The 14,675-nt window shown below is 58.4% G+C and carries 14 protein-coding genes and 2 tRNA genes; 14 read left to right on the top strand and 2 right to left on the bottom strand.

The window, feature by feature from the left end; all coding sequences use genetic code 11:
- Positions 1-241: 241 nt before the first annotated feature.
- On the top strand, positions 242-718 hold the full coding sequence (greA, locus tag WIR04_RS15560) for a transcription elongation factor GreA (RefSeq protein WP_025326055.1): 477 nt from the start codon (positions 242-244) through the stop codon (positions 716-718).
- A gap of 48 nt (positions 719-766) precedes the next feature.
- Here greA and WIR04_RS15555 read toward each other — a convergent pair whose 3' ends face one another.
- Complete coding sequence (locus WIR04_RS15555) at positions 767-1,360, bottom strand: PilZ domain-containing protein (RefSeq protein WP_338888095.1); 594 nt, start codon at positions 1,358-1,360, stop codon at positions 767-769.
- 105 nt (positions 1,361-1,465) lie between these two features.
- Positions 1,466-1,762 carry a ribosome assembly RNA-binding protein YhbY gene (yhbY, locus tag WIR04_RS15550; protein WP_025326057.1) on the bottom strand — a complete coding sequence of 99 codons (297 nt, stop codon included), beginning with the start codon at positions 1,760-1,762 and terminating at the stop codon, positions 1,466-1,468.
- 97 nt (positions 1,763-1,859) lie between these two features.
- Here yhbY and rlmE point away from each other — a divergent pair, with 97 nt between their 5' ends.
- From rlmE to truB, 13 genes are all read left to right on the top strand, one after another.
- Positions 1,860-2,489: a 23S rRNA (uridine(2552)-2'-O)-methyltransferase RlmE gene (gene rlmE / locus WIR04_RS15545; protein WP_025326058.1), complete on the top strand. Its 630-nt coding sequence runs from the start codon at positions 1,860-1,862 to the stop codon at positions 2,487-2,489.
- A 45-nt stretch (positions 2,490-2,534) separates the two neighbouring features.
- Positions 2,535-4,487: an ATP-dependent zinc metalloprotease FtsH gene (ftsH, locus tag WIR04_RS15540; protein WP_025326059.1), complete on the top strand. Its 1,953-nt coding sequence runs from the start codon at positions 2,535-2,537 to the stop codon at positions 4,485-4,487.
- An 84-nt stretch (positions 4,488-4,571) separates the two neighbouring features.
- Positions 4,572-5,417, top strand: a complete 846-nt coding sequence (gene folP, locus WIR04_RS15535) for a dihydropteroate synthase (RefSeq protein WP_338888091.1) — start codon at positions 4,572-4,574, stop codon at positions 5,415-5,417.
- Positions 5,418-5,434: 17 nt separating this feature from the next.
- Complete coding sequence (gene glmM / locus WIR04_RS15530; RefSeq protein WP_106887617.1) at positions 5,435-6,769, top strand: phosphoglucosamine mutase; 1,335 nt, start codon at positions 5,435-5,437, stop codon at positions 6,767-6,769.
- A gap of 131 nt (positions 6,770-6,900) precedes the next feature.
- Positions 6,901-7,665 carry a triose-phosphate isomerase gene (gene tpiA / locus WIR04_RS15525; protein WP_042648793.1) on the top strand — a complete coding sequence of 255 codons (765 nt, stop codon included), beginning with the start codon at positions 6,901-6,903 and terminating at the stop codon, positions 7,663-7,665.
- Positions 7,666-7,992 carry a preprotein translocase subunit SecG gene (gene secG / locus WIR04_RS15520; RefSeq protein WP_025326063.1) on the top strand — a complete coding sequence of 109 codons (327 nt, stop codon included), beginning with the start codon at positions 7,666-7,668 and terminating at the stop codon, positions 7,990-7,992.
- 9 nt (positions 7,993-8,001) lie between these two features.
- Positions 8,002-8,086: transfer RNA gene (locus WIR04_RS15515), tRNA-Leu, on the top strand.
- Between the two features lie 91 nt (positions 8,087-8,177).
- A tRNA-Met gene (locus tag WIR04_RS15510) sits at positions 8,178-8,254 on the top strand.
- Positions 8,255-8,420: 166 nt separating this feature from the next.
- A complete protein-coding gene (gene rimP / locus WIR04_RS15505) occupies positions 8,421-8,879 on the top strand; it encodes a ribosome maturation factor RimP (protein ID WP_025326064.1) in 459 nt (152 codons plus the stop codon).
- A gap of 14 nt (positions 8,880-8,893) precedes the next feature.
- Positions 8,894-10,396 (top strand): transcription termination factor NusA, encoded by a 1,503-nt coding sequence (gene nusA, locus WIR04_RS15500; RefSeq protein WP_025326065.1) that lies wholly within the window; start codon positions 8,894-8,896, stop codon positions 10,394-10,396.
- Positions 10,397-10,416: 20 nt separating this feature from the next.
- Positions 10,417-13,110 carry a translation initiation factor IF-2 gene (infB, locus tag WIR04_RS15495; RefSeq protein WP_307765113.1) on the top strand — a complete coding sequence of 898 codons (2,694 nt, stop codon included), beginning with the start codon at positions 10,417-10,419 and terminating at the stop codon, positions 13,108-13,110.
- A gap of 55 nt (positions 13,111-13,165) precedes the next feature.
- On the top strand, positions 13,166-13,600 hold the full coding sequence (gene rbfA, locus WIR04_RS15490) for a 30S ribosome-binding factor RbfA (protein ID WP_005326642.1): 435 nt from the start codon (positions 13,166-13,168) through the stop codon (positions 13,598-13,600).
- A 1-nt stretch (position 13,601) separates the two neighbouring features.
- Positions 13,602-14,561 (top strand): tRNA pseudouridine(55) synthase TruB, encoded by a 960-nt coding sequence (gene truB / locus WIR04_RS15485; protein ID WP_263684543.1) that lies wholly within the window; start codon positions 13,602-13,604, stop codon positions 14,559-14,561.
- The last annotated feature ends 114 nt before the right edge of the window (positions 14,562-14,675 follow it).

Genomic DNA, 14,675 nt, shown 5'->3' with positions numbered 1-14,675 from the left:
ACAACCAAAACGAAAATATTGCAGCCATGGTCAAGGTCGCCGTGGCTGCCTCCTTTCGCCTCATCCTCTCGATTTTCTTCAGCACCCCGGCTGCCTTTGGTCGTTCAAAGCGCGATCCTGCTCGCAGGGGCTGACATGGATTTTGTGACGGCTTCATATTAAGATGCCTCATCCGAACCGATAGCTGCGGCTCTCTTTGATTGCCGCAGCTTCTCTTTATAAAGCAACCCAGGTTTCGACTATGAATCATACTCCGATGACTGTTCGCGGCGCTGAAAAGCTGCGTCAAGAGCTCGACTATCTGAAGAGCGAGCTGCGTCCCCAGATTATCGAAGCGATTGCTGATGCCCGTGAACATGGTGATCTGAAAGAAAACGCCGAATACCATGCCGCTCGCGAGCAGCAAGGTTTCTGTGAAGGCCGCATTCAGGAGATTGAGGGCAAGCTCTCCAATGCCCAGGTGATCGATATCACCAAGATTGCCAACAATGGCCGCGTCATCTTCGGTGCGACAGTGACCCTGCTGAAAAGCGAAACGGAAGAGGAAGTGGTCTACCGCATCGTGGGTGACGACGAGGCGGACATCAAACAGAACATGATCTCCGTGAACTCTCCCATTGCCCGTGCCCTGATCGGCAAGGAAGTGGACGACGTGGCCATCGTCAAGACACCGGCCGGCGATGTTGAGTACGAAATTCTGGAAGTCGCCTACCTCTGACGATGAGGGGCGATGAAGAGACAGGGGAGCCCGGCTCCCCTGTTGCATTTAGTCCCCCTGATAGGTCTGGACGAAGGCGTCCTGATGACGCTGGAAGAGCCAGTCCCGCAGTCGCTCCTGATCTCCCTTGTCCAGCTGGAATTTCAAGGCCCAGTCATGGTGCTTCCGGTGAGACTGGACATGCCTTATCAGGGTGCCGCTCAGTGCCAGGGGGGGCAATCCCTCGATGTCGAGGGTGCCGTGCAGCCGGTCGCCCTTGGCCAGGGTAGGTGGCAAGCCAGCTACGATGAGACCGCCAAGGGAGAGGCTGTGCACCTCATACTCGGCATCGCTGGTGTGAAAGACGGCTTTTTCATCGAGTCGCCAGGCGCGCAGATGAGGGGAGCCCAGCTCTGTGATGGTGGGGGCGGCGATGCGCAGCTCGGTGTGGCCTTCCGCCGCCAGGGTACAATGCAGCGGAAAACGCAGTTGATGGCCGGCGATACGGGCCTCGATCGTCAAGTGGCTGGCCCGTTGCAACAGGCTCTGTAGGGGAAGGCTCAGGTTGCCTCGCAGGAACTGGCCGGCGGCCATGTCCTCTGCGTCTCCCAAGTCCTGCAGCATGGCCAGCTCCTCGTCGGTGAGAATCTGATGCTTGTCCATAGTGGGTGTCCGCAAGTATTCATCGCAGGTTAAGGGCCTGACGACTATTTTGGCAAGCGACTTGGGAAGAAGAGAAATGAAGGAAAGAGCGAACGCTCTTTCCTGTTACTTGCGGGGCAACTGGATCTTGGGTTCTGTGGCCTGACGATAGATGGTCAGTACATGGCCCATGCTCTGTACCTTGATGGCGCCTGTCTCACGGACGATGGCTTCCATCACCAGCTGTTTCATCTCACGATCTTCAGACGACACCTTAACCTTGATCAGCTCGTGGTGGTTCAGCGCCAGATCGATCTCGGCCAGCACCCCTTCGGTCAGGCCGTGTTGTCCCAGCAGGACGACCGGCTTCAGGCTGTGGGCGAGGCCCTTGAGGTACTGTTTCTGTTTATTGTTGAGAATCATGGCAATTTCTTCATAAGTCAGGGTTGAAAGGGGCGTATTCTACCCCCACTTAGCCCTTAATACTAATAACCCTTGTGGTTTTTTAAAGTCGACAATCATGACCCAGAAAAAACATTCCCCCAGTTCAACCCGCTGGTTAAAAGAACATTTTGACGATCATTACGTCAAAAAAGCCCAGAAGTTGGGACTGCGTTCCCGCGCCGTGTTCAAGATCGATGAGATTCAGGGCAAGGACAAGTTGCTCAAACCGGGCATGACGGTGGTGGATCTGGGGGCGGCCCCCGGTGGCTGGTCCCAGTTCGCCATCGAGCAGGTGGGTGAAAAGGGGCGAGTGATTGCTTGCGATATTCTGCCGATGGATTCCATTGCCGGTGTCGATTTCCTGCAAGGGGACTTTCGGGAGGAAACTGTGCTTGCCGCCTTGCTGGCCCGGGTTGGCCCGGACAAGGTTGATGTGGTCATGTCTGACATGGCGCCCAACATGAGCGGAACCCAGCAGGTGGATCAGGCTCGCTCCATGTATCTGATCGAGCTGGCGCTGGACATGTGCAATCAGGTCTTGCGCAGTAATGGCAGTTTCGTGGTCAAGGTATTCCAGGGGGAGGGGTTTGACGCCTATCTCAATGAAATTCGTAGACTTTTCTCTGTCGTCAAGATTCGTAAACCAGACTCCTCCCGTGCCCGTTCACGAGAAGTCTACATTGTGGCTACCGGTTTTAAACTGTAGTACCCTAACCCTCATCGTTAACTGTCAGTCTGCGAGGTCATTGATTTGAGTGACATGGCGAAAAACCTAATCCTGTGGCTGGTCATCGCCGTCGTGCTGATGTCGGTGTTCAATAGCTTCAGCCCCAGCGATACCACCAGTCGCCAGCTGGACTATTCCAGCTTCGTGAAAGAAGTGACCCAAGAGCAGATCCGTGAAGTACGGATGGATGGCAAGGTCATTAATGGCGTCAAGCGCACCGGTGAACGTTTCACCACCATCATCCCTGCGCCGGATCCCCAACTGCTCAACGACATGCTCAACCACAACGTGAAGGTGATGGGTGAGAAGCCGGAAGAGCCGTCTCTGATCACGTCCATCTTCATCTCCTGGTTCCCGATGCTGTTGCTGATCGGTGTCTGGGTCTTCTTCATGCGTCAGATGCAGGGCGGCGGTGGCAAGGGTGCCATGTCGTTCGGCAAGAGCAAGGCTCGCCTGATGAGTGAGGATCAGATCAAGACCACTTTCGTCGACGTGGCGGGTTGTGACGAGGCAAAGGAAGAGGTCAAAGAGCTGGTCGACTATCTGCGCGATCCGACCAAGTTCCAGAAACTGGGCGGCAAGATCCCCACCGGCGTGCTGCTGGTCGGCCCGCCCGGTACAGGTAAGACCCTGCTGGCCAAGGCCATCGCGGGTGAGGCCAAGGTGCCCTTCTTCACAATCTCGGGTTCCGACTTTGTCGAAATGTTCGTGGGTGTCGGTGCCTCCCGGGTGCGCGACATGTTCGAGCAGGCCAAGAAATCCTCCCCCTGCATCATCTTCATCGATGAAATTGATGCGGTCGGTCGCCAGCGTGGCGCCGGTCTGGGTGGCGGCCACGATGAGCGTGAGCAGACCCTGAACCAGATGCTGGTCGAGATGGATGGCTTCGAAGGCAATGAAGGCGTCATCGTCATAGCCGCAACCAACCGTCCCGACGTGCTGGATCCCGCTCTGCTGCGTCCGGGTCGTTTCGACCGTCAGGTCGTGGTCGGTCTGCCGGATGTTCGTGGTCGTGAGCAGATCCTGAAAGTGCACATGCGCAAGGTTCCGTTGGCGGATGACGTCAATCCTGCTCTGATTGCCCGTGGTACCCCTGGTTTCTCCGGTGCCGATCTCGCCAACCTGGTCAACGAAGCCGCCCTGTTCTCCGCCCGTGAGAGCCGCCGCGTGGTTTCCATGAACGAGTTCGAGAAGGCCAAGGACAAGATCATGATGGGGGCGGAACGTCGCTCCATGGTGATGAAGGAATCCGAGAAGGAGATGACGGCTTATCATGAAGCCGGCCATGCCATCATCGGTCGGGTCGTGCCGGATCATGATCCCGTCTACAAGGTCTCCATCATTCCCCGTGGCCGCGCCCTTGGGGTGACCATGTACCTGCCGGAGCAGGATCGCTGGAGCCACTCCAAGCAGCATCTGGAGTCCATGATCTCCAGCCTGTACGGCGGCCGTCTGGCGGAAGAGCTGATCTATGGTGCCGAGAAGGTATCGACCGGTGCCTCCAACGACATCGAGCGTGCCACCGACATCGCCCGCAAGATGGTGACCCAGTGGGGCATGTCCGAGCGTCTGGGCCCCATGCTCTATGCCGAAGAAGACGGTGAAGTCTTCCTCGGTCGCAGCATGGCCAAGGCCAAGCACATGTCCGACGACACCGCGCGCGTCATCGATGCCGAGGTCAAGCAGGTCATCGATCGCAACTATGCTCGTGCCAAGCAGATCCTGCAGGACAACATGGATGTGCTGCACACCATGAAGGATGCCTTGATGAAGTACGAGACCATCGATGCCAAGCAGATCGACGATCTGATGGCCCGTCGTGAGGTACGTGCTCCCAGCAACTGGCACGATGAGCACGGTGACACCCCGCAAGGGGGCGCCAGCGTGAGCAGCGAGCCCGAGGTCAAGGCGCAGGCCGATGACAACAGCGCACCGCGCAGTGACATCGACAAGGCGAACGATGTGCCGGCCAAGTAAGCTTTTATGATCCAAACCCCGGGCTTGCCCGGGGTTTTTCTTTGTGCGGATACCCAGATTTTCTTGTGACAGGTAGATGTAAAGATGCAACTAATCAGCAAGGGGCGCAGCCTCTCCCTGGAGCGTCCCCACGTCATGGGGATCCTCAACGTGACACCGGACTCTTTCTCAGATGGCGGCCGCTTCAAGCAGCTTGAACTGGCCCTGGCTCATGCCCGCCAGATGACGGAGGAGGGGGCCACCCTTATCGACATCGGTGGCGAGTCGACTCGCCCCGGCGCCCCCGATGTGAGCGAGCAGGAAGAGCTGGACAGGGTCATCCCCGTGGTCGAGCGGATGGTGCAGGAGCTCGATGTGATGATCTCCCTCGATACCTCCAAGGCTGCGGTGATGAGGGCGGGCTGCGCGGCAGGCGCCCATCTCATCAATGATGTGCGGGCCCTGCTCGAGCCTGGTGCCCTGGTTGCCGCGGCAGAGGCTGACGTGCCCGTGTGCCTGATGCACATGCAAGGACAGCCGAGAACCATGCAGGCCGAACCTCATTACGACGACTTGCTGGGGGAGGTGAGGGCCTTCTTCGACGAGCGGATAGCCGCTTGCCTGGATGCAGGGATCCCGCGCCAGCACCTGCTGCTGGATCCGGGTTATGGCTTTGGCAAGACGCTGGCACACAACTATCAGTTGCTGGCCGAGCAGCAGAAGTTGCTGGATTACGGTCTGCCGCTCTTGGTGGGGATGTCGCGAAAGTCTATGATAGGCAATCTGCTTGGCCGCCCCGTTGATGAGCGGCTGGCCGGCAGCCTGGCCTGCGCCCTGATCGGGTTGCAACATGGCGCCAGGATCATTCGGGTGCACGACGTGCGAGCCACCATGGACGCGCTGCGCGTAGGCTGGATGACCATGACGGGACAAGATTTCGTATCCAGATAAAATAACGAGAACAGACAATGACCAGAAAGTACTTCGGCACAGACGGTGTGCGCGGCAAGGTGGGTGAATACCCGATCACCCCGGATTTCGTGATGAAGCTGGGCTGGGCCGCCGGCAAGGTGCTCTCCAAGAAGGGCACCAAGAAGGTGCTGATCGGCAAGGACACCCGGATCTCCGGCTACATGCTGGAATCGGCGCTGGAAGCGGGCCTCTCCGCTGCGGGCCTCAAGGCCATATTGATGGGCCCCATGCCGACCCCGGCGGTGGCCTACCTGACTCGCACCTTCCGTGCCGAGGCTGGCATCGTCATCAGCGCCTCCCACAACCCCTATTACGACAACGGCATCAAGTTCTTCTCCGCCGACGGCACCAAGCTGCCCGATGAGGTGGAGCTGGCCATCGAAGCCGAACTGGATCACGAGCTCAAGTGCGTGGAGTCCGCCGAACTTGGCAAGGCGCAGCGCATCGACGATGCCGCCGGCCGTTACATCGAGTTCTGCAAGAGCACCTTCCCCACCCATCTGAGCCTGGAAGGGGTGAAGATGGTGGTGGATTGCGGCCATGGCGCCACCTATCACATCGCTCCCTCGGTGTTCCGCGAGCTGGGCGCCGAGGTGATTGCCATCGGTTGCAGCCCGGATGGCCTCAACATCAACGATGGGGTGGGCTCCACCGCACCTGAGGCGCTGGCCGCCAAGGTGCTGGAGTGCAAGGCCGATCTCGGTGTCGCCTTCGATGGTGACGGCGATCGCCTGGTGATGGTAGACAGCACTGGCTACATCATCGACGGGGACGAGATCCTCTACATCATCGCCCGCGATGCACTGCGCAACGGTCGCCTCAAGGGCGGCGTGGTCGGTACCCTGATGGCCAACATGGGCCTGGAGCTGGCATTGCAGACCCTGGGGATCCCCTTTGCCCGTGCCAAGGTGGGTGACCGCTATGTGCTCGAGATGATGAACGAGAAGGGCTGGCGCATCGGTGGCGAGAACTCGGGTCACATCATCTGCCTGGATCAGACCACCACAGGGGATGGTATAGTCGCCGCCCTGCAGGTGCTGACGGCGGTGTGCTCTGCGGAGATGCCGCTGGCCAAGCTGCGCTCCGGCATGAGCAAGTTCCCCCAGGTACTGGTGAACGTACGTTTTGCCGAGGGCAAGGATCCGCTGGCGGCCGAAGCCGTGCAGCAGGAAGTGGCCAAGGTGGAACAGGAACTGGGTGGCCGTGGCCGTGTCCTGCTGCGCAAATCTGGCACCGAGCCCCTGATCCGGGTGATGGTGGAAGGAGAGCATGAGCAACAGGTGCGTGACATGGCACAGCGCATCGCCCAACAGGTCGAATCGGCGTTTTAATGAGCAACCAGGGCGATTTTTTAATCTCCCTGGTTGTATCTTGTTCAAACGATTCGAAAATTTGAAAATAGCACTTGTCAGCTGATCATCCTCTGGATATTATCAGCCCCGCTTTCGCAAGGGAGTTGCCGATGGGACATCGCAAGCCGTTTGTAGCCGCCAACTGGAAGTTACACGGCAGTAGGTCGCAGTTAGAGCAGTTTACGAGTCAGTGCCTGAAGGGTGTTGGTGATGATGTAGATGTTGTTCTCTGTCCTTCCCATGTGCATCTCGACTTTACCGCACGACTGCTCGATGAGCAGAAGGTGATAAGGTTGGGGGCTCAGAATGTGAGCCAGCACAGACAGGGCGCTTATACGGGTGAAGTCTCGTGTGAGATGCTGGTCGAGGCAGGGTGCCGATACGTACTGGTCGGTCACTCCGAGCGCAGGCGTCTCTTTGGTGAGACCAGCTTTATCGTCGCAGAGAAGTTTGCGGCAGTCAGAGCGGCAGGTTTGATTCCCATCCTTTGTCTGGGGGAGTCAGGTGCGGCGAGACAGGCGAGAAGAACCTTCGAGGTGATCGCCGAAGAGCTGGATATCGTCATAGAGAAAAATGGCGCGATGGCTTTCGATAATGCTATCATCGCCTACGAGCCGATTTGGGCTGTAGGTACAGGTAAATGCGCCACACCCGAGCAGGCACAAGAGGTTCATTCCTTTATACGTGGTCGCTTGGCGGAGGATACTCCGGTAATAGGTGAGAAAGTCAGGATCATCTATGGTGGGAGCGTGACGCCGACCAACGCGAGAGATTTGTTTGCCCAACCCGACATTGATGGCGGGCTGATAGGTGGAGCAAGCCTCGACAGCGATGCGTTTTTAGGAATTGTTGAAGCGGCAAAGGGTGCAAGTTAAATGTACGAGATTCTTTTAGTCGTTTATCTGCTGGTGTCACTGGCTCTGATCGGTCTGGTGATGATTCAGCAAGGTAAAGGGGCTGATATGGGCGCCTCCTTCGGCGCAGGGGCATCGAATACTGTATTCGGCTCCGGTGGTTCAGGCAGTTTCCTGACCCGCACAACTGCAATTTTGGCCACTCTGTTCTTTTTGATCAGCCTGGTGCTCGGCTCCATGTCAAGCAACAAGGTAAAACAGGGTAGCGAATGGGAAAATCTGCAACAGACTCAGCAAGTTGAGCAGACCAAAGCGCCAGTGAAGAAAGACACTGACGTTCCCGAGTAAAGAGTTTTTGCCGTGGTGGTGGAATTGGTAGACACGCTATCTTGAGGGGGTAGTGCTCTAGGGTGTGCGGGTTCGAGTCCCGCCCACGGCACCAATTAAGCAGTGAACCCGGGTAACCGGGAAGTTATAGCCAGTCAGTCTTGTGTGATAAGAATGAAGTGGCTATAATCTCGCACGATTTCGGACGCGGGGTGGAGCAGCATGGTAGCTCGTCGGGCTCATAACCCGAAGGTCGTCGGTTCAAATCCGGCCCCCGCAACCAAATTTCACGCATTTCCTACGCTCAGGAAGGCGGTCGCTGCGAGGCGACAATCAGGGTAAAGCGCCAAGCCCCGATTTGACATCGGGGCTTTTTGTTATGTGCGATTTACTCTGAATCGATCTCTATCTGGGCTATATGCCCTTTTTTTGTTTTTCGGAGGGTGACTTTGGCTACGTTGGAACAACGTTTGACCGATCTGCTCGAGGCTCCGGTCGTTGCCTTGGGTTTTGAACTTTGGGGTGTCGAGTTTATCCGTGCGGGTAAGCACTCGACCTTGCGCGTCTTCATCGACTCAGAGCAAGGCGTGACGGTGGAAGACTGTGCCGAGGTGAGCCGCCAGGTTGGCGCCATCATGGACGTTGAAGATCCCATCACCGAGGAGTATTACCTCGAGGTTTCCTCCCCGGGCCTGGATCGTCCGCTGTTCAAGGTTGCCCAGTTCGAAAAATACGTTGGCCAAGAGGCGGCGGTTTCGCTTCGGATGGCAACAAACAACCGCCGCAAGTTCAAAGGCGTAATCAAAGCTGTGCAGGGGGACATGATCACCCTGACAGTAGATGGTAAGGACGAGGTGTTGGCTTTCACCAATATCCAAAAAGCGAACATAGTGCCGAACTTTGGTTAACGAGGCTATCGGATATGAATAAAGAGATTTTGCTGGTCGTTGACGCTGTGTCCAACGAGAAGGCTGTCCCCCGCGAGAAGATTTTCCAGGCTCTGGAGACTGCGCTGGCGACTGCGACCAAGAAAAAATACGAAGGCGAGATTGAAGTTCGGGTCGAGATCGATCGCAAGACCGGTGACTACGACACCTATCGCCGTTGGGTCGTGGTGGCCGATCAGGCTTCCATGGAGAACCCGTACGGGGAAATCACCCTCGAAGCCGCTCAGATCGAGCAGCCGGATATCCAGATCGGCGACTATGTTGAAGACCAGATTGACTCTGTGACCTTCGACCGCATCACCACCCAGACCGCCAAGCAGGTTATCGTGCAGAAAGTGCGCGAGGCCGAGCGTTCCCAAGTCGTTGACCAGTTCAAGGACAAGGAAGGCACCATCATCAGCGGCGTGGTCAAGAAGAGCAACCGCGACAACGTGATCCTGGATCTGGGCAGCAATGCCGAGGCGGTGATCTTCCGCGACGACATGCTGCCGCGCGAGACCTTCCGTCCGGGCGACCGCATCCGTGGCCTGCTCTACGCAGTCCGTCCGGAAGCCCGTGGTTCCCAGCTGTTCGTCAGCCGCTCCAGCCCGGATTTCCTGAAAGAGCTGTTCCGCATTGAAGTGCCGGAAATCGGCGAAGAGATGATCGAAATCATGGGTGCCGCCCGTGATCCGGGTTCTCGCGCCAAGATCGCGGTCAAGACCAACGATCGTCGTATCGACCCGATCGGTGCCTGTATCGGCATGCGTGGTGCCCGTGTTCAGGCCGTCTCCGCCGAGCTGAGCGGTGAGCGTGCCGACATCGTCCTGTACGATGACAACCCGGCCCAATACGTGATCAATGCCATGGCGCCTGCCGATGTGGCCTCCATCATCGTTGATGAAGACAACCACACCATGGACATCGCCGTGGAAGCCGCCAACCTGGCCCAGGCCATCGGCCGCAACGGTCAGAACGTGCGTCTGGCCTCCCAGCTGACCGGTTGGGAGCTGAACGTCATGACCGTCGAGGACATGCGTGCCAAGCACCAGGCCGAGAACGATCGCATCCTGACCCTGTTCACCAGCGCGCTGGACATCGACGACGATTTCGCCGGTCTGCTGATGGAAGAAGGTTTCTCCACCCTGGAAGAGATCGCCTTCGTACCCGTCAATGAGCTGCTGGCCATCGACGGTCTGGACGAAGACATGGTGGAAGAGCTGCGCAAGCGTGCCAAGGATGTCCTGACCACCAAGGCCCTGGCCAAAGAAGAATCCTTCGACGGCGTAGAGCCTTCCGAAGAACTGCTCAATCTCAACGGCCTTGGCCGTGACATGGCGTATGCCCTGGCCGCTCGCGGCGTCGGCACCCTGGAAGATTTGGCAGAGCAAGGTATCGACGACCTTGCCGACATTGAAGAGCTGACCGCTGAGAAAGCCGGTGAGCTGATTATGGCTGCTCGCAATATCTGTTGGTTCGGAGAAGAGCAGTCTGAATAAGGTCAAACGGAGGAAAATGAATGGCAGAAGTATCAGTCAAACAACTTGCCACTGACATCGACACGCCGGTTGATCGTCTTCTCCAGCAGTTTGTCGATGCCGGTATCAGCAAGAGCAAGGCCGACGACCTCGTCAGCGAGTCTGAGAAACAGACTCTGCTGGCTCACTTGAAAAAACAGCATGGAGGTGACGAGATCACCGCACCAGCCCGCATGACTTTGCAGCGCAAGACCAAGAGCACCTTGAGTGTTCAAGGGACTGGCGGCAAGAACAAGGAAGTGCAGGTTGAAGTGCGCAAGACTCGCACCTATGTAAAACGCTCGGCGCTGGAAGATGAACAGCGTCAGGCGGAAGCCGAGGAAAAAGCGCGTTTGGAAGCAGAAGAAAAAGCTCGTCACGAGGCCGAAAACAAGGCTCGTCTCGACGCTGAAGAGAAGGCTCGCCGTGAGGCTGAGCAGGCTCGTCGTGAAGCTGAGGAAAAGGCGCGGATCGAGGCACAATCAAAGGCTCGACAGGCTCCACAGCCCGCCAAAGTAGCCGCTAGCACAGCTCAGCAAGAGGCAGAAAAGATGGCCAAGCGCGAAGCAGAAGAACTGAAGCGCCAACAAGAACAGACAGCTTTGCAAAAAGCTGAAGAACTCGCCGCGAAGAAAGCCGAAGAGGCTCGTGTCATGGCGGAACAGAATGCGGCCCGTTGGGCCGAGGAAGAGGCCGCTCGCGCCAAAGAGAGCAGCGATTACCATCTGACCACCAACAAGCACGCGCAAGCGGCCGAAGATGAGTTGGATCGTAAGGAAGAGACCAGCCGTCGCACGGCTGCCGCTGCCAAGGCCCCGAAAAAGGCCACTCGCCGCGAAGACGACCGCGACTCCCGCAACCCCCGTGCCCGCAAGGGCAAGCGTGGCAAGATGGCCATGCCGAACGCCATGAAGCACGGCTTCAACAAGCCGGCTGCCGTGGTGAACCGTGACGTCGTCATCGGCGAGACCATCACAGTGGCCGAGCTGGCCAACAAGATGGCCGTCAAGGGCGTTGAAGTCATCAAGGTGATGATGAAGATGGGTGCCATGGCCACCATCAACCAGGTGATCGATCAGGAGACCGCTCAGCTGGTCGCCGAGGAGATGGGTCACAAGGTGGTGCTGCGCCGTGAGAACGAGCTGGAAGAAGCGGTTCTGTCCGATCGTGACGAGACCTCCGAAGCCAAGCCGCGTGCCCCTGTCGTGACCATCATGGGTCACGTCGACCACGGCAAGACCTCGCTGCTGGACTACATCCGCAAAGCCAAGGTCGCCGCTGGCGAAGCCGGTGGCATTACCCAGCACATCGGTGCTTACCACGTCGAGACCGACAGTGGCATGATCACCTTCCTGGATACCCCGGGTCACGCTGCGTTTACCTCCATGCGTGCTCGTGGTGCCAAGGCGACCGACATCGTGGTTCTGGTGGTTGCTGCCGATGACGGCGTCATGCCGCAGACCATCGAAGCCATCCAGCACGCCAAGGCGGCAGAAGTGCCCCTGGTGGTGGCGGTCAACAAGATCGACAAGCCAGAAGCGGATCCGGATCGCGTCAAGACCGAGCTGGCCCGTTACAACGTCATGTCCGAAGACTGGGGTGGCGATTGCCAGTTCGTTCACGTCTCCGCCAAGTCCGGCGAAGGCATCGACGATCTGCTGGAAGCCATCCTGATCCAGTCCGAAGTATTGGAGCTGAAAGCGGTAGTCGATGGCATGGCCAACGGCGTCGTGATCGAATCCTTCCTGGACAAGGGTCGTGGCCCTGTTGCTACCGTACTGGTACAAGAAGGCACCCTGCGCCAGGGTGACATCGTGCTCTGTGGTCTCGAGTACGGCCGTGTTCGCGCCATGCGTGACGAACTGGGTCGCGAGATCAAGGAAGCGGGTCCATCCCTGCCGGTGGAAATCCTGGGTCTGTCCGGTGTTCCCTCTGCCGGTGACGAAGCCACCGTCGTGCGTGACGAGAAGAAAGCCCGTGAAGTGGCACTCTATCGTCAGGGCAAGTTCCGCGAAGTCAAGCTGGCTCGCCAGCAGAAGGCCAAGCTGGAAAACATGTTCGCCAACATGACCGAGGGCGAAGTGTCCGAAGTGAACGTGGTGATCAAGGCCGACGTACAGGGTTCTGTGGAAGCGATCTGCGATGCGCTGGTCAAGCTCTCCACCGACGAAGTCAAGGTCAAGATCGTGGGTTCCGGGGTCGGTGGTATCACCGAAACCGACGCTACCCTGGCGGCTGCTTCCAGCGCCATCCTGGTGGGCTTCAACGTCCGTGCCGACGCTTCTGCGCGCAAGGTCATCGAATCCGAGAGCCTGGATCTGCGTTACTACTCCGTCATCTATGACCTGATCGACGAAGTGAAGCAGGCCATGAGCGGCAAGCTGGCCCCTGAGTATCGTCAGGAGATCATCGGTCTGGCTGAAGTCCGTAGCGTCTTCAAGTCACCGAAGTTCGGCGCCGTTGCCGGCTGTATGGTCACCGAAGGTGTGGTCAAGCGTTCCAACCGTATTCGCGTTCTGCGTGACAACGTGGTTATCTATGAAGGCGAGCTGGAATCCCTGCGTCGCTTCAAGGATGACGTCAACGAGGTCCGCAACGGTTACGAGTGTGGTATCGCGGTCAAGAACTACAACGACGTGCGTGAAGGCGACCAGATCGAAGTTTACGAGACCATTGAAATTCAGCGGACTCTGTAAGCCGAGCGTTAGAACAAATAGGGGGCTGCGGCCCCCTTTTATCGCAGGATAGAATATGGCTAGAGAATTCAGCCGGACCCGTCGGGTCGGGCAGCAGATCCAGCGTGAAATCGCGCTGATCCTGCAGCGCGAGGTGAAAGACCCGCGCATCGGCATGGTGACCGTCTCCGACGTGGAAGTGTCCAAGGACCTCAACTATGCCAAGATTTACGTCACCTTCCTGCAGCTGGAGAATGACGCCGAGCGTATCGCGGAAGGGCTCAAGGGCCTGACCGAGGCGGCCGGTTACATTCGCAGCCTGCTTGGCAGCGCCATGCGTCTGCGGGTGGTGCCTGAGCTGCGTTTCTACTACGACCAGACCCTGGTCGAGGGGATGCGCCTCTCCAACCTGGTGACCAACACTGTGCGTGAAGACAAGCGTCGCATGACCGAAGCCGGTCGTGAAGAAGACGAAGCCGCACCGGATGATACTACTGAGGACAAAGCCTGAGATGTCTCGAAGACGTCGTTTCAAGGGCCGTGACGTACACGGTATCCTGCTGCTGGACAAGCCGACCGGTCTGACTTCCAACGATGTGTTGCAGAAGGTCAAGCGGATCTACAACGCGGCCAAGGCCGGCCACACCGGCGCCCTGGATCCCCTGGCGACTGGTATGTTGCCGATCTGCCTCGGTGAGGCCACCAAGTTCTCCCAGTATCTGCTGGAGGCGGACAAGCGCTATGAGGTCACCGCCAAGCTGGGCGAGCGCACCAACACCAGCGACTCCGACGGCGAGGTGGTCTCCACCCGTCCGGTGAACGTGGCCGTGGGCACCCTGATCGAGGCGCTGGACCAGTTCCGCGGCCCCATCATGCAGGTGCCGTCCATGTACTCCGCCCTCAAGCACAACGGTCGTCCGCTCTACGAGTACGCCCGTGAAGGCATCGAGATCGAGCGGGAAGCCCGCCCCATCACCGTATTCGAGCTCAAACTGCTGAGTTTCGAAGGGGATGAGGTGCGCCTCGAGGTGCATTGCAGCAAGGGCACCTACATCCGCTCCTTGGTGGATGATCTCGGTGAAGTGCTGGGCTGTGGCGCCCACGTCACCCAGCTGCGCCGCACCCAGGTGGCCAGCTATCCCTATGACAGGATGCTGACCCTCGAACAGCTCGAGTGCATCTTCGAGCAGGCCAAGGCCGAGAGCATTCCGCCGCGGGAGCAGCTGGATCCCCTGCTGCTGCCGATGGATACCGCAGTGGCGTCCCTGCCCGAGGTGAACATGCTGACGGCCGTGGCCGCCTATGTGAACCAGGGCCAGGCCGTGCAGGTGGCGGGTGCGCCGCAAAGCGGCCAGGTCCGCATGACGGTCGGTCCTGAGCGCGAGTTCATCGGCGTCGGCGAGATCGACGACGAAGGGCGGGTCGCCCCCAAGCGACTGGTGCGTTATCACGACGATAACAACGAGGAGTGATCCTCTGGCGCTATCGCCCTGGCTCACCGACCAGGGCGCGTGCAGCTTGCCCCTCTTTATCGTTGCGAAAAGGGGCGGCTGCGATTATGATACGGCCCTCATTTCACGGCTGAA

Source organism: Aeromonas rivipollensis, from assembly GCF_037811135.1.
Taxonomy (GTDB): Bacteria; Pseudomonadota; Gammaproteobacteria; order Enterobacterales; family Aeromonadaceae; genus Aeromonas; species Aeromonas rivipollensis.
Note: the sequence above shows the minus strand (reverse complement) of the source record. Positions and strands in the feature narration are given on the sequence as shown.